The organism is Woodsholea maritima DSM 17123 (assembly GCF_000382325.1).
GTDB lineage: Bacteria > Pseudomonadota > Alphaproteobacteria > Caulobacterales > Maricaulaceae > Woodsholea > Woodsholea maritima.
In genome coordinates this window covers 736,951-760,844 of sequence record NZ_KB908056.1, presented here as the reverse complement: position 1 = coordinate 760,844, position 23,894 = coordinate 736,951, and the positions used below count along the sequence as shown (strand labels likewise).

Below are 23,894 nucleotides of genomic sequence, written 5' to 3'. Positions count from 1 at the left end.
GAAGCGTTGAAGTATTGCTGTCCATCTCTCGTTTTCCTGATATCGCTCTGGTCGCCCGTCCCCTGGCCGAGCAATGTCCAAAATCAGGATGGATCTCATCACGTATTGTCCGTTCGCCCGAGGCGGAGTGGTGTGAGATGGACGGCGCTTTCACAGAAGAGTGCGAGGCCTTAGAGTTGCGGTTTCGTCCGCTCAAGGATCAATTTCGTGTCTTGATGATTGGCCTCTGCACCCCCGGCTTCAAAGAAAGCACGAATGCTGGTCTCTAACGCTTTCGCGGTGGTTTCAAACGCGATTGCGCCTTGATCGGGGTCTTCAATGGCGGCGGGATCAGGCAGGCCCCAATGGGTGCGGACCGGGCTGCCCGGCCAAATGGGGCAGGCTTCAGACGCGGCCGAATCACATACGGTAATGACGATATCCATTTGGGGGGCGTCGGGTAAGGCGAACTCATCCCAGCTTTTTGAACGGACATTTGTCAGGTCGCAGTTTTTTTTCTGCAAAACGCTCAGCGCCAGGCGATGAACCTTACCCGCAGGGCGTGAACCGGCTGAATAGGCTCTTATGCGGCCTTGCGCATAGAAGTTGAATAGGGTTTCTGCTAAAATGGAACGCGCAGAATTTCCCGTACAAAGGATGAGAATGTTTTTCATAGGCTACCCTAACCTGTTGGTCTGATCCAGCTGATCGTGTATATTTTGGATAATTCAGAGCTATCTGAAATGTGGGAGAATGACAATGGATTTGGCACAGGCCGCCACACAATTCGGTGCATTGGCACATACAACGCGCCTTCAGGTCTTTAAGGCTCTTATTCAAGCTGGACCAGGCGGTCGCCCCGCAGGGGAATTGGCTGATCTTGTGAGCGTCTCTCCCAGTAATCTTTCCGCCCATCTGACAGTTCTAAATCAAGCGGATTTAATCACGATGCGCCGCGATGGCCGTATGCGGATATATGCGGTTTCAATTGAGCGCACGGCTGAACTGGTGTCGTTTTTGGTTGAGGATTGCTGCCAAGGTCATCCCGAGATTTGCCAGATCGCTCAAGCTGACATCAGCGCGTCAAAACTATCGTCTTCGTGTTCGGCGTAAAGTTTCCCCACTTGGCATGGTGACCTAATCAGTGTCAATTTAGCGTGATGAGCGCTGATTTACCTGCGCCGCGGGCGCATTCTCACATTGTTGATACGTTGATTGAGGAACGCGCCACACACCTCATGGCGCGTGCGCGTTTATGGGCGCTGATCCGTGCGGTTCTTTATCCCATGCTGGGATATAAGAAGGCGGTCAAGATTGCGGATGCCTTGCGTGATGTGTCCGGGCGTGAAGCCATGGATTTCGCTCAAGATTTTCTTCGTATGCGTTTGAGCGTTGAGGGTCTTGATCATGTTCCCGCTGAGGGCCCGTGTGTGATCTTGGCCAATCACCCCGGCGGTATCGCCGATGGGGTTGCGGTGTGGCAAATGCTCAAAAACCATCGCCCCGATACGATTTTCTTTGCCAATCGTGATGCGATCCGGGTCTGTCCTGGGCTGAGTGATCATATCATCCCGGTAGAATGGCGCGCAGGTGAGCGTAATCGCGATAAGACCCGTGAAACCTTAAAGCAGGCGATGACGGCGTTCAAAGACGGCAAGTGCATTGTTGTTTTTCCGGCTGGCCGCATGGCTCATTGGTCTTGGGCGCATAAGCGTTTGGTGGAGGGGCCTTGGATGCCAACCGGGGTCAGTCTGGCGCGCAAATTTCGCACACCTCTTATCCCGATGGGCGTGACCCAGCGCATGTCCCTGGCCTTCTATGGGCTGGGGCAAATTCATGAAGAATTGCGCCATATGACTGTTTTTTATGAGCTTTTGGCCAAGAAGCAGGCGCATTATACGCTGCGCCTTGCCGCCCCATATCGGCCCGAGGATTTGGGGGGCAGTGAAGGCGCGCTCACCGAGCAAATTAAGGCCGAATGCGAGGCGCTGGCCTGGGGGCTAAGCTTTCAGCGGCCAGAGCCGACGAGAAACGAGGCTCTGGCCATTGAAGGGCCTTAAGCGCGATTAGTCTGCAAAGAAGCGCTCCCGCATACGCTCACGATAGGTGATCAGATTGGGCAAGGTGCGCGCATGATCGCGGTAGGGGGAGGAGAATGTGTCACATAAAACGCCTTCCACCATGCCAAACGCGCTCGCATCCAGGCCCGTGGGGGTGTCGCCAAACATGAAGGCTTTGTCGCCTAAAAGGACCGATAGGCTGGTGAGGCTACGGTTGATTTGCGCGGCTTGCTCGTGGGGTGTGTGAAGGCCCAGGCCATGGGCTTGGGTGCGTTTTTGAATAGCCTCCAGCGTGCCTTGAATGGCCCCTTCACGGTGCTCTTCAGGGATGGCTTGGAAGAAATGACGCGGGCCTTTCTCGAAATTATCAGGGATCAGCCAGCGCGCTGACATAATCCCCCAATAGAGATGGTCTTCCAACATACGCTCAATGGCCCAGCTTTGCGCGCGTGCGATTGGGTCCAGGCCTTGGTCAAAGTCGAGATTGTAGGTGGCTTCCAGATAATCGCGGATGAACACCGAATCAGCGATCACGGTTTCACCATCACGGATATAGGGCTGCTTACCCTTGGGGGCATGCTCAAAGCCTTTATAGTCACAAGAGAATGCAAGCCCCGACATTTTCAGATGAACCAGGGTTTTGGTCACAAAAGGGCTGGCATCACACAGGCCAAATAACGGCCCGAACGCATAAAGCGTGATCATCGTTTAAATCCTCACAATAGGGGGTTAGGGGACCATAGACCTAGGCTCCTGACAGGGTCTGTCAGGTGAGAGTGGGCAGGGCGAAATTTTTGTCAGCGCGCCGCCCAGCGCCTTCGGCTATTGAAGATATCCTGAAATATTGAGCTGCCAGGTTGAGAAAGAGAGGATTAAAGCAAAGATCAACCAACCGGTTAAGGGCATTAAGATTAATGCCGCGCGTCGACTGGCCCGGGCACTGGCCCAAAGGGTCGGAATATTGACCGCGATGGCCAGAAGGGTGAAATAAAACCCGTTTGAAACACTCTGTAGACCGAAATAGAAATAAACCCAGGCGACATTAACGCCGTATTGCGCCATGATCATCCAGCGGGCGGTCTTTCGATGCGCGTTCAGACCCTCGCGATCCACCATCCACAGCGCTAAACCCATCAGCGCGAACAATGTCATCCAAACCCCACCAATAAAGGGGCCAGGGGGTGACCAGCTAGGGTTTTTTAAGGTTTGGGCCCATTGTTCAGCCCCCGTGGAAAAAATCCAGTAATTGATGAGCCCTGCAATACCAACGGCTAAACCTGAGTAGAGCGCAAGGCGTGTGGGACCGGCCCGAGTGGGAATAAGAAAGTCGCTCAAATGATATCAGCCTTATGCGTACGCTCTTATTGGAGCGATTTTCAATAGGGTGCCAGCCCTTGTCCAGTCATGGGCTGGCCTTGGTTGCTCCAAAGCTTGGGATAATTTAATGATTAGGTCGAGTTTAATAAAAAATCTAGCGAAAATGCCCTTGCTAACCATATGAAATATTGGGGCCTAACCGATTTGTCAATTTCTTTGATTGTTCTTGGGTCAGTCTCTCGATGAGCGTGCTTAGCAATGAAATCGGTAAAATGTTGAGCGAAAACGCTTATCATAAAATTTTTCGAGAGAGTTCAGCCCTGCCAGACGCTTGAATATATGTTTTCGCAGATGCAATTTGAGCCGTTGCCCGATTTAGTCATGTCTTTTTTATGGACCTTCACCATGTGATCCAAGTCCGTGGCAAATTGAAAGGGGATAGTCATGATTATTGAAACGCAACGCATGATCTTGCGAAGGCCTGAGGCGTCAGATCTGGAAGGCTTTAAAGCCTTGATGCAGGATGAAGAAGCAGCCCGTTTTATTGGCGGCGTGATGATAGATGAGCTGATCTGGCGGCAAATCTGCATGATCATCGGCCACTGGGAAGTTCATGGCTTTGGCTTCTTTACTATGATCGATAAGGAAAGCGGTGAATGGGTTGGTCGCGGTGGCCCCTGGTTTCCACTGGGATATGTACATAAGGAAGTGGGCTGGTCAGTGGCGCGTAAATTTTGGCGTAAAGGCTATGCCAGCGAACTGGCTGTGGCCTGTCTGGATCATGTCTTTGATGATCTGGGTTGGGCGCGGGTCGTCCATAATATCGCGCCGGATAATATCGCTTCGCAAAGGGTCGCCAAAAAGTTGGGATCCTACGACACGGGCGAAGACCTTCACATGAAAGGCTTTGATATTACAGTAGATCTATGGGGCCAGACCCGCGAGGAATGGCAAGAGAACCGCAAGCGTTTAGTAAGGGGCTAGCCTCGCCCTGGAATGGGATCATCACGTAGCCATCCGGTAATTTGATAGCGTCCCGCGCCGGCAAAGGGACTGACGCAAGATACCGAGTGAATGCGTAATCCATCAAAAAGGGTGAGTGTGTTGAACCGCGGCAGATAGCCTTGACGGATGTTTTTGTCCTTATCCAGGAACATCAATAATCCGCCCCAATCGGGTTCCCAGTGGGGGGTGAAGCCAAAGGTATAGGCGGCGCGGCGTTCTTTGTTAAACCCATCATCGACATGGCGGGTCAGAAAATTATTCGGTGCATAGAGCGTGGCTTGGGCATCGGCTTTCGTAATTGTTTCCGCGCCAATGACCGCGCAGCCAAAGTCCAAAAACTCACGCGAGTTTAAGAACTGGGTGAGGTGGTGGATAGGGTGACCTGGATCCCACCCCTCTATAGCGGCCTGTATCATGGGGTAGCTATGGTAGAGAAAGCCGAGATTGTTGCGGGCCATGGCCATGACTGTGTTCATTTTTTGCCCGAAGGCGGCTTGGCCCATGGCTTGGATATCATCATTGCTAAGCTGGGTTATGCGATCTGGGGTGCCCTGCTGGGGCGAGCTCTCAGCGAAAACCATTTTCCAAGGTATAGACTTTGAGAGAACCTCATGCAGGGCGTTCGCGGTTTCAAAGGGGAGAATGTCTGGGATTTGGACTAGGCCATCGCGTTGATAAATCGCTTTAAAATGAGCGACATCAAGATCGGGATTAAGTCGTAATTCAACTGTGCTCATTATGGTCCCCCTTCGCTGTTAAATCCACCCTAGCGTTTTAAGGTGAGAATAATAGGTGCGGCTGACAGGGGCGATGACCCCATTTTTCAAGTGCAGCTCAGCGCGGCCCTCTAATCGTTCACAATGATCAATCGCGTCACGCGCCACCCACCAGGAGCGGTGCGTGCGATGGCCTTCCAGATATTCGCACGCATGCAGTGCATCGCTCAAACGCATCAGAATAAGGGCTTCGCCGCGCGTCGTGTGAACTCGTAAATAATGATCCTCAGCATTCAAGGACCACAGCGTGTCCGATTGGAGGTGCAGGGGGAGTTTATCCTGGATCAGGGCCGGGATGCCTAGCGGGGCTGGGTTGGGTACCGTCTCTTGGGATGGCGGTGCGACTTGTGTCATGCTCGCGTCCATAGAGGGTGCGGTGTGACGAAGGCGATCATAGACATAGGCGACCAGGGTTGCGAAGGCGGTGATGATCACCACCAGTACGAGCAAAAGGGGCAGATGACGAAAGGTGGGATTGGCCCCCATCACGATATTCAAAATCCAAACTGCCCCGCTCATGATCAGGCTGACGATGGGAATGATGATCAGGTGAAGGGCGCGTTGGGAGAGCGTCGGGAAGATCTGTTCTAACAGATGGCCCGTGCCATGACCCAGGCCAAAGCCCAATACACATAATCCTGTCCAGTAAACCCAAACCTTGATCGGACCAAAGCCGTGCGAGCCGAACGGGCCAAGAATCGCTAAAAAAGTCCCGAGTCCCAAGACAAGAGCTGTATGAGACAAAATCGTTTTGAGCGCAGCGCGATTGATCATCATGTCCCGAGCTTTGGGTAGAGGGCCTGTGTAATCGGCGATCCGTAAGTCTATATCCATACCGCTCACGAAGCGTGAAGGGAAGGCGAACGTCATTCGCGAACGAAATCAGTGTTTTGACGAAAGTGCGCTGGTTGTGCTTGGGAAGATTTCGCATGTCTTGGTCATTAACAAACAAAGGGGTGACCCGATATGAGGATGAAGACAATGTTGAAACTAACTCTCACCGGATTGATCGCGCTGACCATCGCCCATGGGATTTTGGCTCCGGAAAGTGAGGCCGTTAGCGAGGGTTCAAATCTCACATTGACGATTGAGGGCGTTGAGACCCTGGAGGGCAAAGTTATGATCGCGCTGTTTAATTCTGAAGCGGGGTATGATGGCGGTGATCTTTATGAAGCCGTCCAGGTGCGCGCCTATGATCATCAGGTCCAATATCAATTTAGCCATTTGGACCCGGGCCAATATGCCTTGAAAATCTTCCATGATGTCGACGGTGATGGAGAGTTGGATACTAATCTGATGGGGATCCCAAGTGAGCCTGTCGTGTTTTCAAATAACGCCCCGATGCGCTTTGGTCCGGCCAGCTGGAATGACGCCCAGTTTGAGATTGTAGCGGGTGAAAACACCCATAGCGTTCGCTTTTAAGCTCGGAGGCGAAGATGAAACTGTCCCGGCGTGAAGCTTTGCATGGCATGATGGCAATGGGTGCCATGGCCGGTCTTACCCGCGCGAGCTGGGGCCAAAGCCAAACTGGTGATCCGGTTTGGCAGGCCTTCGAAGCGGCTAAGCGCGATCATCCCGAAGCTTTGGGATTGAGTACCCAGCCCAGTGCCGGGCGCGCCGGCCAGGCCCGTTTGATCGAGGGGCGTTGGCCTGAGGATGTTCAAGGCGTATTGTTCAGAAATGGGCCGGGGTGTTTTGATCGCGATCATTGGCGCTATCGCCACTGGTTTGATGGCGATGGATTTATCCAACGCTGGCAGGTAGGTCCGCAAGGCGTTGAGCATAAGGGGGTCTTTGTCCAAACCCAAAAATGGCAAGAGGAAGAGGCGGCCGGGCGTTTTTTACGTCCCAGCTTTGGCTCCCTACCGCCCGGTGATCTGGGCTTAGGCTCAACTACGGATATGAATGTCGCCAACACGTCGGTGATGATGGCCGGTTCGCAGCTGTGGGCTTTGTGGGAAGGCGGGGCACCCTGGGCTCTTGACCCACACACGCTGTCCACTCAAGGCGAGGTCAATTTGGGCGAAGGTTTGGGCGGTGTGCCATTTTCAGCCCATCCTAAAATCGATCCGAAAACGGGTGATATTTGGAATTTCGGCCAAGATCCGATGGGCGCGCGTTTGATCCTCTGGCGGTTAGGCGCAGATGGAGCCGTAAAAAGCGTGCGGATCCTTGAAGGGGTTCCAGCCGGTATGATCCATGATTTTATGATCACCGAGCGCTATCTGGTCTTTATCATTGGGGGGCCCTGGATGAGCGATTTGCGCTTACCCTTTTTGGAGAGCTTTGCGGGCGATCAAAGCCGCCCTATGCGCGCCATTCGGGTGGATAAGAATGATCTATCTGATCGTAAGGATTGGGATTTACCGCCGGGCTGCGTTTTCCACTTTGGCGGAGCCTGGGAAGAAGGCGATGGCGCGATCGTGTGCGATGCGGCTCTTTATAAAGATGCCGGATTTGTTTTAGGCGGGGCCTATGATCTGATGCGCGGAGATTTTTCTGGCGCGCGAAATTCACACAGTTGTCTTACGCGCATTGAATTGCGCCCGCAAGGGCGGGTGGACCTGAGCGCTTATGAAGATTGCGCGTTTGAATTTCCGCAGATTGATCCGCGATGTGTGGGGCAAAAGCGCCGTTATAGCTGGGGTGTTGCGCAGATTGATCTCGATCGGGCTCTATCGGGTGGGTTGGCGCGGCGCGATCTTGAAACGGGGGCTTTAGCGCTTTTGGATATGGGCGCAGAGCGGATCATGGAAGAACCGCTCTTTATCCCAAAGGGCGCCGGTGAGGGCGAAGGCTATCTGATCGCGACAGCCTTGAACACCAAGACCCAAGTGAGTGAGCTTCATCTCTTTGACGCGCAGGCCTTGGGCCAGGGTCCGATTGCGATCAGCGCCTTGGACTATGCCACATCCTTGGGCTTTCACGGGACTTGGCAAGACTCGTGAGCGCATTCACTAATGGCGAATAACTAATGATTCATGGCTTCATGTTAGCTAGGGGCTCCAAGCATGGTTTGTGGGGGCAGAATGGGTCAGAGCGTCTTCAGTTTTTTTTCATCCAAGCGCCGATCGGCAAAGCAAGGCGGGGCCATGCGCCTCGCCTTCAACATTTCGATGTCCGCTTCGGTGATTTTGGATAGCGAAGGACGGATTGAAGACGCCAATAACGCCTTTACCCAATTGGTCGGGATCAGCCTGGAAGACCTCTATGGGCGCCCCTTTAAAGCTTTGATTGCAGAGGGGCCTGATCCGGTCGCGGCCATCCGCGCTTCTGCGCGTGAGAAAGATTTAACTGGGGAAGTTCGTGAATTTGGGATTGCCCTCAAGCGCGCCGATGAAACGGGGGATTTGGGCTGTGTGCCGGTATGCGTACGCGGGGGCCAGATCCATGCGTCTTCAGGTTTACCCATTTATGTGTTGAAGTTTCGCGTCGATGAAGGCCCCGTACAGAAATCCTTCAATGATGAAACGCGTAATCTGTTGTATTCTGAGGCGATGCGCGCGGCACGGTTGGGGTATTGGTCCTTTGACTTTGAGACGCGCAGGTGCCGGGTCTCGGCGGCCTTGGCGCAATTGATTGGGATCCGAGCGCCAGCCGAAGAACAAGTGGTGCGCGAAAGCGAAATGCTCGCTTCCACTCATCCCGATGATTTAGGGCGCTGGCGCGATGCGTTTAAAGCGGTGCTGGTTCAATCAAAGCCTCGTCTTGATTGTGATATTCGCATCGGCAGTACGACCTTTGGCTGGCGTTGGGTTCAGGTGCGCGGCGAAGTGACTGAGCGTGACCCCCAGACGCAGTATGTGCGCCGTTTATCGGGCTTTGTGGTCGATATTGATGGGCGCCGGCGCCGGGAAATGGAGATTAAGGCCACTGAGACCTTAATGCGTGATGCGCTTTATGAAGCGGGTTTTTCCTCCTGGGTGATTAACCGCGAGGAGGGGGTGGGGTATTTCTCCGGCCGTTTGATTGAGCGCCTGTTTGGCCGCGAAGGCCTGGTGGCGGTTTCCCGCGAAGGCTTGATCGCGCGCTTGCCTAAAGAGTGCCAGGAGCATTTTTCCACCCTTTGGTTGGCGGTGATTGAAGGCGGTCAAGGCCAATTTGCCTATTGCGGTGATCTGATCAGTGATGCGGGTGAGCGCATCACCGTTGAGATGATCGGGCGGCCCATTCGCTTTGATCCCTGGGGGCGCCCGGAACGTCTTGCAGGCTATATGCGCGAAGTGGCAGGGGCCATTCGCTCCAGCGCATCATGTTGTCGTTAAGTGCCGATTTGCGCTTTTGCGGTTAACCTTAATAAGGTGTTAATGGGATTGATCGGGCTGGGCTTTTAGGCCATGGTGCGCGCTAAGCGGCGTTGGGACATGGGGGTGTCATGCGCGATCCATTGCGATTTGAAGCTTTGTTCGGCGATCAGGGGGCGAGCGCGCTTACCCCTGTGGGGCCAGTATGTCCGCCGCAAAAGCGTCCCGGTTCAACCTTTATTGATGCGATAGTCGGGCTTTGCCTGCGCTTGGCCATGGCGATCGGTTTGTTCTTATGGGTGCGCCAGAATGCGATGGCGCTGTATCAGTGGACGGATTTGGGTCTGTGGATTGCCCCGCAAGAGGGCTTTGTTCAGGCGCTCAGCTATTGGTTTGGCCTATTTGATCCTGCTTTTATGGCGAGCGGCGTTCTGTTGATCGCTCAGGGCTTGGTCGTGTCTTTGGCTTTAGGCGTTTTCGTGCGTCTGTCTGGACTTATGATTTTAGTCTCTTCCTTGGTTTATGCAGCTCTGATTCTGCCTGAGGCGTGGAGTTCGGCCATTATCTATGGCGCTCTGGGGCTTTATCTCACCTTGCGCGGCGGTGGTCCGGTGGGGCTTGATTGGATTTTACTGCGTTTATCCCGGCTGAGTTCGGAACATTAGGGCTATTCGCGCGGTTAGGTCTGTGTGAAACTGATCATAAAGTGCACCGCGCTATGATCGCTTAATCACGCCCATCGCTGACGAAACAGGTCCCGCCCATGCTTCTCTACCGCAATGTCGCAGCCGTTATGCTGGCCTGCGCACTGATGCAGATTTCCATGGGCGTTTTGGGTATCGCTCTGCCCTTGGCGATGAGCGCCAATGCATGGTCAGGGCAGGCGATTGGTCTGGTCGCGTCCTCTTATGGCGCGGGCTTTTTGGTTGGGGCCTGGATCGCGCCGAGCATTATTCAGGCTATCCGTCACATTCGCACCTATGCCGCGCTGGCCGGGCTGGCGGGGGCTGCGACCTTGATGCTGGCGCTGGGCGATCATATGGTCTGGTGGATGCTGGCCCGCTTTATGTTTGGCGCTGGGGTTGCGGGCTTGCTGGCGGTTGCGGAAAGTTGGATTGCCGATGCGACCCCGGCAGAAAATCGCGGCGCGGTGGTCAGTGCCTATCAGATTTTAGGCCGTGCGGGTTTGATCCTGGGGCCGTTCCTGATCGCGCTTCCCGGCATTGACCTTACTAAAAGTTTTGTGATCGCCGGTCTTTTCTTCTGCCTGTCTTTGATCCCAGTCACCGGCACACAGCGCGCGCAGCCTGCCTTGCCTGAAGGTGAGCGGGTTTCGCCGTGGCGTCTATTGGAAATCGCGCCAGCCGCCGCCATGGCGGCCTTCGGCGGCGGGGCGATCAATTCCTCCATCGTGGCTTTTGGGCCGATCTGGGCCAATGGCTTGGGTGATCCAGGCATGGCGGGAAAAGCCGCTCTTGTTATGGCCGCGATCTATGGGGCCTCGATGATTACCCAATGGCCATTGGGTAAGCTTTCTGATGGTTTGGACCGGCGTTTAGTCATTGCCGGGCTTGCCGCGTTTGCGGGTTTTGCGGCCTTGGTCTTGAGTATTTTCAGCAATAGTGGCTTTGTCTTAGGCTTGATCATGATTGGTTGCTGGGGCGCGGCTTCGATGGCGTATTATGGCATTGCCGTCGCCCATGCGGCGGATCGTTCGCGCGCAGAAGAATTACCCGCCATTGCGTCTGGCATTTTGATGGTGTGGGCCATAGGCTCCATCACCGGGCCTATACTGGCGGGTTTAGCGTTTGAATTTGCCCATGCGCGCGGACTTTTTGGCTTTGCCGGATCGGCGAGCTTGTTGCTGGCCTCGATCATGATTTGGCGCCGGGCTGAGCGTCGCCCGACCCCGAAATCCGAGCGTGAGCCCTTCGTTAATCTGCAAGCCACCTCGGCGGAGCTGGCAGAAATCGAAGTTCCCGAAGAGGATTATTCGCCGGAGGCTGCGGCCCGACGTATGGAAGATTAGGCCCACAATCAAAGCGTTATGTCGCTGCGCATAATCGCCTCAGAAAGGATCAACGCGCGCTGGCACTTAATCTAAGCTTGTGTTAACATCTGTTAACCATAAGGGGCGCGTTTAGGACGCTCTAGTGCAAGCGAGGATGCGATGGACCCGGTATATACAGCCAGTCTCGGGGCCAGTGTTGTGGTGACCTTGATCTTGGGGATTGGGGTGGGCCGGTATTGGACCACATATCTGCGCCGCGATGAGCGCGAAGACACCAGCGCGCTGTCTCCACAGGCCCTGAAAACGGCGATCCAGAAAGATGCGCAGGTTTTATCAAGTTTGCCGACACGGCTTCGCGCGCAGGTCGCGCTGGAAGCTTTTGGGGCGCAGATCGAAAATCGCCCTTTGGCCTTTCACACGGCGTCAGCCTTGCAAGGATTAAGCGGGCAAAATGATGCGCGCACGCGCTTTATTGAAAAGCATGGGGGCAATCACTGGACCCCACCCAAAACCCTTAAAGCGGCTGGCGGGGGCGCTCAGTCTTAAGGGTAGGGGTGAGGCCTTTGGGGCGGACAGGGGGAGATATGTCGAGCCTATCTTTATCGCAAATTCGGATGGCCCTTGAGGCGAGCGGCGCACGCTATGTGAGTGATGAAGCGCTGGGCAATGGCAATCATGCCTATGTCTTTGCGGCAGAAAGCTTCACTTTTATGGTGTTTGCGGAAGGTAAGCAAAGCGATGGCTCTTTCAGCGCTCTGCTAAAGCTCGCCATCTTCAATGGCTCCGTGCCCTTGGTGGTCGCCAACGACCTTAACACCAAATTTTATTTCAACCGGGCCTATGTCACCGAAAAGGGGCTGATGGTGGAAAAGGCCATGCCGCTCAGCCGGGCCAGCACTTATCAAGTCGGGCTTTCGAGCGTGCTCTTCATCAATGAAATTGAGCGCTATGTGATTTAGCCCCCTCTTCGTTATGGAAGAGGGCTTGCGCCTGGGCGTCTAACATGGTCTCTCGCGATGTCTATCGCTTGGGGGACGCCATGATTGTCAGTGTTTTAGTCTTTCTTGCCTTGGTGTTTGGCTTTGCCCTGGCCTGGTTTAATCGCGCGCGGCTTCGCCGGTTGAGCTGGACGACCTTTGCGGGTGTGGCGCTGACCGGGGCGGGGGCTCCGGTGTTGTTCGGGCAATTGATTGCACTGATTTTGGCCGGTCCTGCCCAGACGCGCATGGATGCGTGTGAGTTGGAGATGAGCCCCTGCCCAGAGGTCGCGATGGTGATGGTGGCCCTACCCTTGATGATTGGGCTGACGGCGGGGATCGCCTTTGTCCTCAGCACATTGGCGATGCGGCTTTTAAGCCCCAATCCTCAGTAGAGAGACTGTATCTGCGGCCTCAGCGATTAACACGCGCGTAACCAGATACACCTAAGCACGACAGGCATGTTGCGCTGCGTTTGGAGAGTGCTATAACGCGCAAAGTCTTAACGGCCGATCCGACCGCAATCCCTTCTTCGTGAGGCCCCATGAATATTCATGAACATCAGGCGAAAGCCGTCTTGAAATCTTTCGGTGCACCCGTTGCCGAAGGCGTCGCAATCTTTTCTGCTGATGAGGCTGCGAAAGCGGCTGATCAGCTGCCTGGACCGCTCTGGGTGGTGAAATCCCAGATCCACGCTGGTGGACGCGGTAAGGGTAAGTTCAAAGAACTTGGCCCTGATGCCAAAGGCGGTGTGCGCCTGGCCTTCACCAAGGACGACGTTGTCGCTCACGCCAAAGAAATGCTGGGCAATACCCTGGTCACGCACCAAACCGGTCCTGACGGTAAGCAGGTTAACCGCCTCTATATCGAAGATGGCGCGGACATCGAAACCGAGCTGTATCTGTCTTTGTTGGTCGATCGCGCGACCAGCCATGTCGCGTTCGTGGTCTCCACCGAAGGCGGGATGGACATCGAAGATGTCGCCCATTCTACCCCAGAAAAAATTCAGACCTTCGATGTGAACCCTGATGACGGGGTTACACCTGAGGTCGCCGGTAAAATCGCCGATGCTTTGAATTTGAAAGACGCCGCACACGAAGACATGCTGTCTTTGGCGGGCATTCTTTACAAAGCCTTCTGTGAAAAAGACATGAGCATGCTCGAGGTTAACCCTCTGATCGTCATGAAGGACGGTCATCTGCGTGTTCTGGACGCCAAAGTCTCTTTCGATGGCAATGCGCTGTTCCGTCATGATGACATCATGGCGCTGCGCGATACCACCGAAGAAGACGATAAAGAAATCGAAGCGTCTAAATATGACCTCGCCTATGTCGCCCTCGACGGCAATATCGGCTGTATGGTCAATGGCGCGGGCCTGGCGATGGCCACGATGGACATCATCAAGCTGTATGGCGCTGAGCCTGCGAACTTTTTGGACGTTGGCGGCGGTGCCACCAAGGAAAAAGTCACCGCAGCGTTCAAGATCATCACCGCGGACCCGAATGTTAAAGGCATTTTGGTCAATATCTTCGGCGGTATCATGCGCTGTGACGTGATCGCGGAAGGTGTTTTGGCCGCTGTTAAAGAAGTGGGCTTAAGCGTTCCGCTGGTTGTGCGCCTGGAAGGCACCAATGTTGAGTTGGGCAAAAAGATCATCAATGAAAGCGATCTTGATGTGATCTCTGCGGACGATCTGGACGATGCCGCACAGAAAATCGTCGCTGCTGTTAAGGGGGCTTAATCTATGTCTGTACTTGTCAATAAAGACACCAAAGTCCTCGTTCAGGGTTTGACCGGTAAAACCGGCACCTTCCACACCGAACAGGCCCTTGCCTACCACGGCACCCAAATGGTCGGCGGTATCCACCCGAAAAAAGGCGGCACCACCTGGACCGGTAATGTTGACGGCGGTAGCCGTGACCTACCGATCTTTGCCTCTGTTGCTGAAGGCAAAGAGAAAACCGGCGCAAACGCCTCTGTGATCTATGTTCCACCAGCCGGTGCGGGCGCAGCGATCTTGGAAGCGATCGAAGCCGAGATCGAGCTCATCTGCTGTATCACCGAAGGCATTCCGGTTATGGATATGGTCAAGGTGAAATCGGCTCTGGTGAAATCCAAGTCTCGCCTGATCGGGCCAAACTGCCCCGGCGTATTGACCCCGAATGAATGTAAGATCGGCATCATGCCAGGCTCGATCTTCTCCAAGGGCTCCGTGGGTGTGGTGTCACGCTCAGGTACGCTGACCTATGAAGCGGTATTCCAGACCACGAATGAAGGTTTGGGCCAAACCACCGCTGTGGGTATTGGTGGTGACCCTGTAAAAGGGACTGAGTTCATCGACGTTTTGGAGATGTTCTTGGCCGATGATGAAACCAAATCCATCATCATGATCGGTGAAATTGGCGGGTCTGCGGAAGAAGAAGCCGCACAATTCCTGGCCGATGAAGCCAAAAAAGGTCGCAAGAAGCCTATGGTCGGCTTTATTGCCGGTCGTACAGCTCCTCCAGGTCGTACTATGGGTCACGCCGGTGCCATCGTCGCTGGGGGTAAAGGCGGCGCAGAAGATAAGATCGAAGCCATGAAAGCGGCTGGTATCGTGGTCTCTGACAGCCCCGCGCGCTTGGGCACGACTTTGAGCGAAGTGCTTAAAGGCTAAGGCTTTCGCCTTTGTTCTATGACAAAGCCCCGTCCTCGATTGAGGGCGGGGCTTTTTCGTGCGTTTCCTCTAGTGACAAGATTTTTTAAGCGCTTTGAGCCGCCAGTAATTATAGGGCAAGGGGGTCACAAACCCGGCCAGCCACATCATCGGCATCACCCATAGGGTCAGTTTGGCCCCGCCGGTGAAGACGATGTCGATGGTGTTCATCGCCACTTCCATCGCAATCATCGAGATAAATGACATGCCGATGGCGGTTTTAAAGGCGGTTTTCAAAACCATCTGGCGCGACAGGATATAGGTCTCCAGTGCGATGGAGGTCAAAAGGCCATTGAGGATGGCAAGGCTCATAATCGCCAAGGTAGGCCAGGCGATGCCGGTTAGCTGAAAGAATAAAATCGTCCCAAAATCACCGATCGAGCAGCCCAGCAAGCACCAGGCGGTATTGACGCCGGCACGCCGCCAGAGCGGCCAGTCATGCCAGTGGAAGGATGGTGGTGCGAAAGTGGGGGTATGGGCCATAGATCTCTCCTTGAAGCTTGTCTGAGACCTGGGCTAACATGCGGACCATGGTACGCAGTCAACAGGCTTCTTATACTTTATCGCAGCTCGCGCGCGCGGCCCATGTCGGGGTTGAGACGGTGCGCTATTATCAGCGTATTGGCTTGATGCCGGTGCCCGATGCCGCGCCGGGTAAGGCCCATCGCCGTTATGATGGGTGTCATCTTGATCGCTTGATTTTTATTCGCTCCGCGCAAAGTGCGGGCTTTGCCCTGAAGGATATTGTCCAATTGCTGGGCTATGAGCGTGGTAATGATCGCGCAGCCATTCAGGCCCTTGTGGCGCAGCGCCTGGCGGCCTTGAAAGCTGAGGAAGAGCGCCTTCGTGAAGCTCAGGCCGGACTGCGCGGATTGCTTGCGATGTGTGAACGTACGCCAGTGGGTGAAGCCTGTCCGATTGTCGGGTCTTTTCACCTCAGCCCGCACGAAGGATCTTAACCCTAAATGCGTTTTGTGCGCCTGCAAATTCGCCTTCTGGGGTTCGTGCAGGTGACAGGCGGCTTTGAAAACTGTTAACCTTGCTGGGCGCACTGTCCCCATGTGTAAACATTCCTCCTTTTTCCGCTTGATTAGGGTTCTATTTTTCTTTCAAGAGGAATACATGGGATGTATCTCTCGTCTCGCGTCGATCCGACGCTTCACAGCAAGAAGAATTAGGGCCGAAATGGCTGATCAAGAGCGCTCCTCCGCAAATCAAACCTTTCTCGAAACCTCTTTCCTCTTCGGGGGCAATGCCCTCTATATCGAGGAAATGGCCGGGCGTTACGCCCAGGACCCCAGCTCAGTGCCCACATCCTGGCGCGCCTTCTTTGAAGAAGTGGGCGATGACAAGGCCGATCAAGCGCGTGCCGCCAAGGGCGCAAGCTGGAAGCGAAAGGGTTGGCCGGGCGCAGATAAAAGCGAGCTGACCTCCGCTTTGGGCGATATGGGCAGTCTTCCCGCCCTGCCCGATCAGGTGGCCGAGCATATGGGCTCTGGTGCCAGCGCAGAAGATATTCACGCCGCGATCACCGACAGTATCTCTGCCATCATGCTGATCCGCGCCTATCGGATGCGCGGACATTTGGCGGCCGATCTTGATCCCTTGGGCCTGAATGATTTTGGCTATCAGCCCGAGCTGGATCCCAAAACTTTTGGCTTCGAAGACGCGGATATGAACCGCGAGATCTTCATCAACGGCTATCTGGGCCTCAAAACCGCCAGTGTGCGCGAGATCCTGGCGATCTTGAAGCGCACCTATTGTTCGACCTTCGGCATTGAGTTCATGCATATCTCCAACCCGGAAGAGAAATCCTGGTTGCAAGAGCGCATTGAAGGTCCCGATAAGCGCATCGACTTCACCCCAGAAGGTAAGCGCGCGATTTTGCAGCGCCTGGTCGAAACCGAAGGCTTTGAGCGCTTCTTGCATAAGCGCTATCCGGGCACGAAACGCTTCGGCATCGATGGCGGTGAGGCCATGGTGCCCGCGCTGGAGCAGATCATTAAGCGCGGCGGCGCGATGGGTGTGAAAGACATCGTTCTGGGCATGCCGCACCGCGGGCGTTTGAATGTGCTCGCCGCGGTGATGGGTAAGCCTTACCACATCATTTTCCACGAATTCCAAGGCGGTGATTCTCAAGGCGCGGGCGAATTTTCCTCGGGCGATGTGAAATATCACCTGGGCTCATCTTCGGACCGTGAGTTTGATGGCAATAAAGTTCACCTCTCTTTGACCGCGAACCCGTCGCATTTGGAGGCGGTTGATCCGGTGGTTCTGGGTAAGGTGCGTGCTAAGCAGACACAATATCGCCGCGCGCGTGAACTGGAGTCTAATCCGGTTGAAGATGTGCTGCCGCTTTTGCTGCATGGCGATGCCGCCTTTGCCGGTCAGGGCATGGTGGCGGAATGCCTGGGCCTGTCAGGCCTTAAAGGCCATCGTACCGGCGGTGCGATCCACTTCATCGTCAATAACCAGATCGGCTTTACGACGAATCCGCGCGATTCGCGCTCTTCGCCTTACCCGTCTGATGTGGCCTTGATGGTTCAGGCCCCGATCTTCCACGTCAATGGCGATGATCCAGAGGCGGTGGTCTTTGCCTCGAAAGTCGCGACCGAATATCGCCAGACTTTCGGCAAGGATGTGGTCATTGATATGATCTGTTATCGCCGCTTTGGCCATAACGAGGGCGATGATCCCAATTTCACCCAGCCGATCATGTATAAGGCCATTGGCGGGCGTAAAACCACGCGTGAGCTGTATCAAGAGCGCCTGGAAAAAGACGGCACCGTCAAGTCCGATGAAGTCGAAGCCTGGGTTTCTGATTTCGAAGCCTTCCTGGATAAAGAGTTTGAGGCCGGTAAAACCTATAAAGCCAATAATATTGACTGGCTTGATGGGGTTTGGTCGGGGCTTGGTCTGCCGGAAGAAGATGATCGTCGCGGTCAAACGGCTGTCCCTGCGGACACTTTGCGCGAGATCGGTCATAAAATGACCACCCCGCCAGAGCGCCTGAATGTCCATAAGACCTTGAAGCGGGTGCTCGATGGGCGCGGTAATGCTATTGAAACCGGCGAGGGTATCGACTGGGCCACGGCTGAGCATTTGGCCTTTGGCTCGCTGCTCACCGAAGGCTTCCCCGTGCGTCTGTCGGGTCAGGATTGTGGGCGCGGGACGTTCTCGCAACGCCACAGCCACGTTATTGATCAGAAGACGGAAGAACGCTTCACCTTGCTCAATCACCTTCAAGAGGGCCAGGCCCATTATGAAGTGATTGATTCCATGTTATCGGAAGAAGCGGTTCTGGGCTTTGAATATGGCTATTCGCTGTCTGCACCCAATACGCTGACCATGTGGGAAGCGCAATTTGGTGACTTCACCAATGGTGCGCAGGTCATCATCGACCAGTTTATTTCTTCGGGTGAGCGTAAATGGCTGCGCATGTCGGGCCTGGTGATGTTGTTGCCCCATGGCTATGAGGGGCAAGGGCCTGAACACTCTTCTGCGCGCTTGGAGCGTTATCTTCAGCAGTGTGCGGAAGATAATATGCAGGTCGCCAATTGTTCGACCCCGGCGAATTATTTCCATATCCTGCGCCGCCAGATCCACCGCAATTTCCGCAAGCCTTTGGTGTTGATGACGCCAAAATCCTTGCTGCGTCATAAGCGCTGTGTCTCGCCTTTGTTTGAATTTGCCGAAGGGTCGTCTTTCCACCGCGTTCTGTGGGATGATGCGGACATGAAGGTGCGTGAAGGGCGTAGCGATGTGGCTACGGGCCGCGCCAATCAGACTTTGGCCGCTGATGATAAGATCCGCCGCGTTGTTCTGTGTTCGGGTAAGGTCTATTATGATCTTCTTGAAGCACGTGAAGAGCGTGAGATCGATGATGTCTATCTGTTACGGGTTGAGCAATTTTATCCGTTCCCGGCCAAGTCCGTGATTGATGAATTGAAGCGTTTCGCGAACGCCGATGTGGTGTGGTGCCAGGAAGAGCCTAAAAATATGGGCGCTTGGACCTTCATTGAGCCTTATCTGGAATTCTGTCTGACCAAATCGGGCACTCAATCGCTGCGTCCGCGTTATGTCGGGCGTGCGGCTTCGGCCTCCACTGCGACCGGTGTCCTCTCTAAACATATCGAACAGCAAAAAGCCCTCATCGACGAAGCCTTGGAAGGCTAAGTGAGCCGCTAGAAAGAAAGACGAAGCCATGACCGATATTACTGTTCCTCAGCTTGGCGAATCTGTGTCCGAAGCCACCGTGGGCGCTTGGCAGGTTGGTGAAGGCGATAGCGTCAAGAAGGACGATATCCTGGTGGAATTGGAAACCGATAAGGTTTCTGTGGAAGTGCGCGCCGAAGCCGATGGGGTCATCACCTCCATCGCGGTGAAAGAAGGCGAAACGGTCGAGATCGGGGCCAAGCTGGCTGAGATGAGCGAAGGCGAGGGCGGTTCTGCCCAGCCCGCGCCGAAGGCTGAGGCGAAATCCGAGGATAAGCCTGCGCCCGCAGCGTCTGAGGGCGGCGAGCTGGTCGAAGCGAGCGTTCCGGTGATGGGTGAAAGCGTCGCCGAAGGTACGGTCGGCGAATGGTTGGTCAAGGCCGGGGATGCGGTCGAAAAAGACCAGACCTTGTTTGAAATTGAGACCGATAAGGTTGCTTTGGAAGTGCCTGCGCCGGCCGCCGGTGTCCTGGAAGAGGTTCTGGTCTCTGAAGGTGATAGCGTGACCCCTGGTCAGGTTGTGGCTAAAATTCGTGCGGGCGCAAGTGCAAGCGCGGCTCCGGCCAAATCTGAAGCCTCTGCGCCGCAAGCTAAATCCGGCTCTGGCGATGCCAAAGCCATGCCGTCTGCAGCACGCATTGCGGAAGAGAAAAACCTCGATCTGTCTAAGGTCGATGGGTCTGGGCGTGATGGCCGCGTCACCAAGGGTGATGCCTTGAAAGCGTTGAGCGCGCCAAATGCGATGACGAGTGCCCCGGCGACGCCTGTGGCCTCAGCACCGCGTGATCTGGGCCCGCGTGAAGAGCGTGTGAAAATGACCCGCCTTCGCCAGACGATCGCGCGTCGTTTGAAAGAGGCGCAAAACACCGCCGCCATGCTGACGACCTATAACGAAGCGGATATGAGCAATATCATGAAGCTTCGCAAAGAGGTTCAAGACGATTTCGTGGCCAAGCACGGCACAAAGCTGGGCTTTATGAGCTTCTTCGTCAAAGCCTGCGTCAATGCGTTGAAAGAAATTCCGGCCGTCAATGCCGAGATTGATGGCACAGATGTTATCTACAAGAATTTCTACGATGTCGGCGTGGCCGTGGGTACGGATAAGGGCTTGGTCGTGCCGGTCGTGCGTGATGCCGATCAGCTCTCAATGGCCGGTGTGGAGAAATCCATTATTGATCTGGGCAAGCGTGCGCGTGATGGCAAGCTGGGCATTGAAGACATGCAAGGCGCGACCTTCACCATCTCTAACGGTGGGGTCTATGGCTCGCTGATGTCCTCGCCCATCCTCAACGCGCCGCAGTCTGGCATTTTGGGCATGCACAAAATCCAAGAGCGCCCTGTGGCGATCAATGGTCAGGTTGTGATCCGTCCGATGATGTATCTGGCCCTGTCTTACGATCACCGCATCGTGGACGGTAAAGAGGCTGTGACCTTCTTGGTGCGCGTCAAAGACAGCCTGGAAAACCCAGAGCGTTTGTTGTTTGACATTTAAGCGTATTGCGTTTGACGGACATACAAACCCCGCCGAGGCACTCGGCGGGGTTTTTTAATGTCCTAGAGGGCATGTGTACGCTTTGGTCGGCGCGCGATGAGGACGCTGATACTGATCACGGCGAGGATGAATTCAGCGGCCATCGCGCTGATGAGGACCACCGAGGGGGGACCATCAAGGATGATGCTGACCACCCGGCCCATGCCATAGCCAAAATAGAGAAGGCTCGCTGTTGTCAGCGCGAGCGTGCGCAGGCGTGGGATAAACACGCTGAGCGCCAGAAACATCCCACTCAGCAAGATGAGCCCGCCGGGCGCGCGAATCTCGCTTAAGATATTGGGATCATGCGACAAGGTGACATGATTGCCCGCATAAAGCGTATGCGGATTAAAGGTGATGATGATCCCAAAGGCAAGAAGAATAAGGCTCAAAGCGATGATGGCGATCAAAACCCAAGGCTGTTTCATTATGGCCCCCTTCAGGCTGGTGTGATGGGGTAAAGTAGGGCAGGCGCTAAGACAAATAATCACAAAGCGTCCTAGTTTTTTGATCAATCATCCTTTGTTGTGGACGCCTTGCGGGGGTTTGTTAAGCTGGGACAATGAATGAGCGGCCCCTGCTTTCCCCTGTGATGATGGACAGCGACCCTTTGGGGGCGTGCTTGCATCTTTTAGACATCAAAGGCTTATTCTATTGCCAAGCCTATCTCACCGCACCTTGGGGGATAGAGGTTCCGGCCCTCGCCGATGGCATGATGTTCCAGATAGTCACCGAGGGTGAGGCTTGGTTGGATATGGCGGGTGAGCCGCGCCAATGTGTGCGTCCGGGCTGGGTCAATCTCCTGCCTCATGGCTGCGCCCATGCCATGATGAGCGCGCCCGGCGTGGCGTGTCAGGCCTTAAGCGATGTGCCGGTTGAGCCCTTCAATCCGTATTATGAGCATTTAAGCTATGGCGGCGGCGGTGCGCCGACCAAGGTCCTCTATGGTGTGATGACGTTGAGCCAGCAGAGCGCCCATATGCTGAGCCCGCTGTTACCGCCCTTGATCAGCCTACCGTTTTCGGCCCTAGGGTCAGAAACTTGGCTGGCGGCGAGCCTGGATTTACTTCGCGCTGAAGGCGAGACTTTGCGGCCCGGCGGTGGGGCGATCCTGCGCCATATCTGTGATATTCTGGTTTTACACACTCTGCGCGCCTGGTTGAGTGCCACGACCCCGACCCGGCCGAGCTGGCTCAAAGCCTTGAAAGATCCCTTGATGGGTCCGTTGCTCAGTGCGTTGCATCACCATCCCAGCGCGGATTGGGATCTGGCGCGCATGTGTCATCATGTGGGCCAGTCGCGTTCGGTCTTTTGCCAGCGCTTTAGTGACCTCACCGGGCAAAGTCCGATGATGTATCTGAAAGATCTGCGCCTTCGCCGTTCCCATGATCAACTGCTCAGTAGCGATCAGAGCCTCAGCGAGATTGCCTATGCGGCGGGATATGGTTCGGATGCCGCCTTTTCGCGGGCTTTTAAAGCGGTGTTTGGTCACGCGCCAGGGGCGCTGCGCCGGGCGCAAAGCCAGCGCGCGGCGCTCTGATCGGCACGCGAATATTGACGCGCGCGCGAAGGGGAGTAGGTTGGGGGCAAATGGATCATCCGGCCCCGCTTCCCTCTCCTTTAGGGGCCTTGCCTGATAAAGGATATTTCCCATGGCGGACACCTATGATGTGGTTGTGATCGGTGGCGGTCCCGGCGGCTATAATTGTGCCATTCGCGCCGGTCAGCTGGGCCTGAAAGTCGCCTGCGTTGAGATGCGCGGCACTTTGGGTGGGACATGTTTGAATGTTGGCTGCATCCCCTCCAAGGCGTTGCTGCATGCTTCAGAGCTTTATGAAGCCGCGCAAACCGATTTTGCCAAAATGGGTATCAAGATCGACAAGGTGGGCCTGGATCTGCCGGCCATGCTGGCGCAAAAGGATGAAGCCGTTGATGGCCTCACCAAGGGCGTTGAGTTCCTCTTCAAGAAAAACAAAGTTGACTATGTGATCGGTAAGGGTCGCATCGCCGGTAAAGGCCAAGTGGTCGTCACCGATGCTGAGGGCAAAGAGACGACGCTTGCGACCAAAAACATCGTCATCGCCACCGGTTCTGAAGTGACGCCGCTGCCTGGCGTTGAGATTGATGAAGAGCGCGTCGTGTCCTCCACCGGCGCATTGAGCCTCAAATCTGTCCCCAAAAAGCTGGTTCTGATCGGGGCGGGCGTGATCGGGCTGGAGCTGGGTTCGGTTTGGCGTCGTTTGGGCGCTGAGGTCACCGTGATCGAATATCTCGATCGCATCTTGCCAGGCATGGACGGCGAAGTGGCCAAAAACGCTCAGCGTTTGCTGAAAAAACAAGGCATGGACTTCAAGCTGGGCCGTAAAGTCACCGGCGTTGAGAAGCTGAAAAGCAAGCTTAAAGTCTCAACGGAAGCCGCGAGCGGGGGTAAGGAAGAAATTCTGGACGCGGACGTGGTTCTGGTCTGTATCGGGCGTCGTCCGTACACCGAAGGTCTGGGGCTGGAAACGGTCGGGATTGAGGCTGATAAGCGCGGCTTTATCGCGAATGATCACTTCAAAACTTCGGCTGAGGGCGTTTGGGTGGTTGGTGATACGACCTATGGCCCGATGTTGGCCCATAAGGCCGAAGATGAGGGCGTAGCGTGCGCAGAACGCATTGCGGGCAAGGCGGGTCATGTCAATTATGACGCCATTCCGGGTGTGGTTTACACCTTGCCCGAGATTGCCTCGGTCGGTGCGACCGAAGAGCAATTGAAGGAACAGGGCCGCAAATACAAGGTCGGTAAATTTCCCTTTATGGCCAATTCGCGTGCGCGTACCAATCATGAAACCGATGGCTTTGTGAAAATCCTGGCCGATGCAGAAACTGATGAAATCCTGGGGGCTCACATGATCGGCAAGGCTGCGGGTGAGATGATTGCCGAGGTGGTTTTGGCCATGGAATTCAAAGCGGCCTCTGAAGATATCGCTCGTACTTGCCATGCGCACCCGACTTTAAGCGAAGCTGTGCGTCAGGCCGCGATGGGCGTCGAGGGCTGGACGATGCAGATGTAAGATGAGCGGGGGCGGTAAATTTAGCCGC

General features: G+C 55.1%; 25 protein-coding genes. 18 read left to right on the top strand and 7 right to left on the bottom strand.

Annotated elements, in window-relative coordinates; all coding sequences use genetic code 11:
- Nucleotides 1-170 precede the first annotated feature (170 nt).
- Nucleotides 171-653: an arsenate reductase ArsC gene (locus H151_RS0103515; RefSeq protein WP_019960251.1), complete on the bottom strand. Its 483-nt coding sequence runs from the start codon at nt 651-653 to the stop codon at nt 171-173.
- A gap of 85 nt (nt 654-738) precedes the next feature.
- Here H151_RS0103515 and H151_RS0103510 point away from each other — a divergent pair, with 85 nt between their 5' ends.
- On the top strand, nt 739-1,092 hold the full coding sequence (locus H151_RS0103510) for an ArsR/SmtB family transcription factor (RefSeq protein WP_019960250.1): 354 nt from the start codon (nt 739-741) through the stop codon (nt 1,090-1,092).
- 47 nt (nt 1,093-1,139) lie between these two features.
- Complete coding sequence (locus tag H151_RS0103505; protein ID WP_019960249.1) at nt 1,140-2,039, top strand: 1-acyl-sn-glycerol-3-phosphate acyltransferase; 900 nt, start codon at nt 1,140-1,142, stop codon at nt 2,037-2,039.
- Between the two features lie 6 nt (nt 2,040-2,045).
- On the opposite strand, the gene H151_RS0103500 is transcribed toward H151_RS0103505, so the two are convergent.
- Nucleotides 2,046-2,744 (bottom strand): glutathione S-transferase family protein, encoded by a 699-nt coding sequence (locus tag H151_RS0103500; RefSeq protein WP_019960248.1) that lies wholly within the window; start codon nt 2,742-2,744, stop codon nt 2,046-2,048.
- Between the two features lie 117 nt (nt 2,745-2,861).
- Nucleotides 2,862-3,374, bottom strand: coding sequence for a TspO/MBR family protein (locus H151_RS0103495; RefSeq protein ID WP_019960247.1), 513 nt, complete (start codon nt 3,372-3,374; stop codon nt 2,862-2,864).
- Between the two features lie 426 nt (nt 3,375-3,800).
- Between H151_RS0103495 and H151_RS0103490 the strand changes: the two genes are divergently transcribed.
- Entirely contained in the window at nt 3,801-4,340 is a 540-nt protein-coding gene (locus H151_RS0103490; protein ID WP_019960246.1) for a GNAT family N-acetyltransferase, read from the top strand.
- On the opposite strand, the gene H151_RS0103485 is transcribed toward H151_RS0103490, so the two are convergent.
- The gene (locus tag H151_RS0103485) at nt 4,337-5,098 is read right to left on the bottom strand and encodes a 2OG-Fe(II) oxygenase (protein ID WP_019960245.1); all 762 of its coding nucleotides are present in this window, start codon (nt 5,096-5,098) and stop codon (nt 4,337-4,339) included. The genes H151_RS0103490 and H151_RS0103485 overlap by 4 nt on opposite strands.
- Nucleotides 5,099-5,116: 18 nt before the next feature.
- A complete protein-coding gene (locus H151_RS17485; RefSeq protein ID WP_019960244.1) occupies nt 5,117-5,914 on the bottom strand; it encodes a LytTR family DNA-binding domain-containing protein in 798 nt (265 codons plus the stop codon).
- Nucleotides 5,915-6,118: 204 nt separating this feature from the next.
- On the opposite strand from H151_RS17485, the gene H151_RS16825 reads away from it, so the two are divergent.
- From H151_RS16825 to sucD, 10 genes are all read left to right on the top strand, one after another.
- Complete coding sequence (locus tag H151_RS16825) at nt 6,119-6,559, top strand: DUF2141 domain-containing protein (RefSeq protein WP_019960243.1); 441 nt, start codon at nt 6,119-6,121, stop codon at nt 6,557-6,559.
- A gap of 14 nt (nt 6,560-6,573) precedes the next feature.
- Entirely contained in the window at nt 6,574-8,085 is a 1,512-nt protein-coding gene (locus H151_RS0103470) for a carotenoid oxygenase family protein (protein WP_019960242.1), read from the top strand.
- 144 nt (nt 8,086-8,229) lie between these two features.
- A complete protein-coding gene (locus H151_RS0103465; RefSeq protein WP_169336700.1) occupies nt 8,230-9,402 on the top strand; it encodes a PAS domain-containing protein in 1,173 nt (390 codons plus the stop codon).
- 110 nt (nt 9,403-9,512) lie between these two features.
- Entirely contained in the window at nt 9,513-10,046 is a 534-nt protein-coding gene (locus H151_RS16820) for a hypothetical protein (RefSeq protein WP_019960240.1), read from the top strand.
- Between the two features lie 98 nt (nt 10,047-10,144).
- The gene (locus tag H151_RS0103455) at nt 10,145-11,410 is read left to right on the top strand and encodes an MFS transporter (protein WP_019960239.1); all 1,266 of its coding nucleotides are present in this window, start codon (nt 10,145-10,147) and stop codon (nt 11,408-11,410) included.
- Nucleotides 11,411-11,551: 141 nt separating this feature from the next.
- Entirely contained in the window at nt 11,552-11,938 is a 387-nt protein-coding gene (locus tag H151_RS0103450; protein WP_019960238.1) for a hypothetical protein, read from the top strand.
- Nucleotides 11,939-11,976: 38 nt separating this feature from the next.
- The gene (locus tag H151_RS0103445; RefSeq protein ID WP_019960237.1) at nt 11,977-12,351 is read left to right on the top strand and encodes a type III secretion system chaperone family protein; all 375 of its coding nucleotides are present in this window, start codon (nt 11,977-11,979) and stop codon (nt 12,349-12,351) included.
- 44 nt (nt 12,352-12,395) lie between these two features.
- The gene (locus H151_RS0103440; protein WP_019960236.1) at nt 12,396-12,764 is read left to right on the top strand and encodes a hypothetical protein; all 369 of its coding nucleotides are present in this window, start codon (nt 12,396-12,398) and stop codon (nt 12,762-12,764) included.
- 149 nt (nt 12,765-12,913) lie between these two features.
- On the top strand, nt 12,914-14,110 hold the full coding sequence (gene sucC, locus H151_RS0103435; RefSeq protein WP_019960235.1) for an ADP-forming succinate--CoA ligase subunit beta: 1,197 nt from the start codon (nt 12,914-12,916) through the stop codon (nt 14,108-14,110).
- Nucleotides 14,111-14,113: 3 nt separating this feature from the next.
- Nucleotides 14,114-15,025, top strand: a complete 912-nt coding sequence (sucD, locus tag H151_RS0103430) for a succinate--CoA ligase subunit alpha (RefSeq protein WP_019960234.1) — start codon at nt 14,114-14,116, stop codon at nt 15,023-15,025.
- Nucleotides 15,026-15,094: 69 nt separating this feature from the next.
- On the opposite strand, the gene H151_RS0103425 is transcribed toward sucD, so the two are convergent.
- Nucleotides 15,095-15,547 (bottom strand): DUF4396 domain-containing protein, encoded by a 453-nt coding sequence (locus tag H151_RS0103425; protein WP_019960233.1) that lies wholly within the window; start codon nt 15,545-15,547, stop codon nt 15,095-15,097.
- Nucleotides 15,548-15,594: 47 nt separating this feature from the next.
- Here H151_RS0103425 and H151_RS0103420 point away from each other — a divergent pair, with 47 nt between their 5' ends.
- From H151_RS0103420 to odhB, 3 genes are all read left to right on the top strand, one after another.
- The gene (locus H151_RS0103420) at nt 15,595-16,023 is read left to right on the top strand and encodes a MerR family transcriptional regulator (RefSeq protein ID WP_026353802.1); all 429 of its coding nucleotides are present in this window, start codon (nt 15,595-15,597) and stop codon (nt 16,021-16,023) included.
- 226 nt (nt 16,024-16,249) lie between these two features.
- Entirely contained in the window at nt 16,250-19,240 is a 2,991-nt protein-coding gene (locus H151_RS0103415; RefSeq protein ID WP_019960231.1) for a 2-oxoglutarate dehydrogenase E1 component, read from the top strand.
- A 28-nt stretch (nt 19,241-19,268) separates the two neighbouring features.
- Nucleotides 19,269-20,771, top strand: a complete 1,503-nt coding sequence (gene odhB, locus H151_RS0103410) for a 2-oxoglutarate dehydrogenase complex dihydrolipoyllysine-residue succinyltransferase (RefSeq protein WP_019960230.1) — start codon at nt 19,269-19,271, stop codon at nt 20,769-20,771.
- A 62-nt stretch (nt 20,772-20,833) separates the two neighbouring features.
- On the opposite strand, the gene H151_RS0103405 is transcribed toward odhB, so the two are convergent.
- Entirely contained in the window at nt 20,834-21,238 is a 405-nt protein-coding gene (locus H151_RS0103405) for a DUF4345 domain-containing protein (protein ID WP_019960229.1), read from the bottom strand.
- A 134-nt stretch (nt 21,239-21,372) separates the two neighbouring features.
- Between H151_RS0103405 and H151_RS0103400 the strand changes: the two genes are divergently transcribed.
- Complete coding sequence (locus H151_RS0103400; protein ID WP_019960228.1) at nt 21,373-22,350, top strand: AraC family transcriptional regulator; 978 nt, start codon at nt 21,373-21,375, stop codon at nt 22,348-22,350.
- 112 nt (nt 22,351-22,462) lie between these two features.
- Nucleotides 22,463-23,866 carry a dihydrolipoyl dehydrogenase gene (lpdA, locus tag H151_RS0103395; protein WP_019960227.1) on the top strand — a complete coding sequence of 468 codons (1,404 nt, stop codon included), beginning with the start codon at nt 22,463-22,465 and terminating at the stop codon, nt 23,864-23,866.
- Nucleotides 23,867-23,894: the final 28 nt, after the last annotated feature.

Coding starts and splice junctions, on each gene's coding strand:
- H151_RS0103415 (WP_019960231.1), top strand. CDS start 16,250: ATGGCTGATCAAGAGCGCTCCTCCGCAAATCAAACCTTTCTCGAAACC.
- H151_RS0103445 (WP_019960237.1), top strand. CDS start 11,977: ATGTCGAGCCTATCTTTATCGCAAATTCGGATGGCCCTTGAGGCGAGC.
- H151_RS0103405 (WP_019960229.1), bottom strand. CDS start 21,238: ATGAAACAGCCTTGGGTTTTGATCGCCATCATCGCTTTGAGCCTTATT.
- odhB (WP_019960230.1), top strand. CDS start 19,269: ATGACCGATATTACTGTTCCTCAGCTTGGCGAATCTGTGTCCGAAGCC.
- H151_RS0103400 (WP_019960228.1), top strand. CDS start 21,373: ATGAATGAGCGGCCCCTGCTTTCCCCTGTGATGATGGACAGCGACCCT.
- sucD (WP_019960234.1), top strand. CDS start 14,114: ATGTCTGTACTTGTCAATAAAGACACCAAAGTCCTCGTTCAGGGTTTG.
- lpdA (WP_019960227.1), top strand. CDS start 22,463: ATGGCGGACACCTATGATGTGGTTGTGATCGGTGGCGGTCCCGGCGGC.
- H151_RS0103515 (WP_019960251.1), bottom strand. CDS start 653: ATGAAAAACATTCTCATCCTTTGTACGGGAAATTCTGCGCGTTCCATT.
- H151_RS0103500 (WP_019960248.1), bottom strand. CDS start 2,744: ATGATCACGCTTTATGCGTTCGGGCCGTTATTTGGCCTGTGTGATGCC.
- H151_RS0103420 (WP_026353802.1), top strand. CDS start 15,595: ATGGTACGCAGTCAACAGGCTTCTTATACTTTATCGCAGCTCGCGCGC.
- sucC (WP_019960235.1), top strand. CDS start 12,914: ATGAATATTCATGAACATCAGGCGAAAGCCGTCTTGAAATCTTTCGGT.
- H151_RS17485 (WP_019960244.1), bottom strand. CDS start 5,914: ATGATGATCAATCGCGCTGCGCTCAAAACGATTTTGTCTCATACAGCT.
- H151_RS16825 (WP_019960243.1), top strand. CDS start 6,119: ATGTTGAAACTAACTCTCACCGGATTGATCGCGCTGACCATCGCCCAT.
- H151_RS0103465 (WP_169336700.1), top strand. CDS start 8,230: ATGCGCCTCGCCTTCAACATTTCGATGTCCGCTTCGGTGATTTTGGAT.
- H151_RS0103455 (WP_019960239.1), top strand. CDS start 10,145: ATGCTTCTCTACCGCAATGTCGCAGCCGTTATGCTGGCCTGCGCACTG.
- H151_RS0103470 (WP_019960242.1), top strand. CDS start 6,574: ATGAAACTGTCCCGGCGTGAAGCTTTGCATGGCATGATGGCAATGGGT.
- H151_RS16820 (WP_019960240.1), top strand. CDS start 9,513: ATGCGCGATCCATTGCGATTTGAAGCTTTGTTCGGCGATCAGGGGGCG.
- H151_RS0103485 (WP_019960245.1), bottom strand. CDS start 5,098: ATGAGCACAGTTGAATTACGACTTAATCCCGATCTTGATGTCGCTCAT.
- H151_RS0103440 (WP_019960236.1), top strand. CDS start 12,396: ATGGTCTCTCGCGATGTCTATCGCTTGGGGGACGCCATGATTGTCAGT.
- H151_RS0103425 (WP_019960233.1), bottom strand. CDS start 15,547: ATGGCCCATACCCCCACTTTCGCACCACCATCCTTCCACTGGCATGAC.
- H151_RS0103510 (WP_019960250.1), top strand. CDS start 739: ATGGATTTGGCACAGGCCGCCACACAATTCGGTGCATTGGCACATACA.
- H151_RS0103450 (WP_019960238.1), top strand. CDS start 11,552: ATGGACCCGGTATATACAGCCAGTCTCGGGGCCAGTGTTGTGGTGACC.
- H151_RS0103505 (WP_019960249.1), top strand. CDS start 1,140: ATGAGCGCTGATTTACCTGCGCCGCGGGCGCATTCTCACATTGTTGAT.
- H151_RS0103490 (WP_019960246.1), top strand. CDS start 3,801: ATGATTATTGAAACGCAACGCATGATCTTGCGAAGGCCTGAGGCGTCA.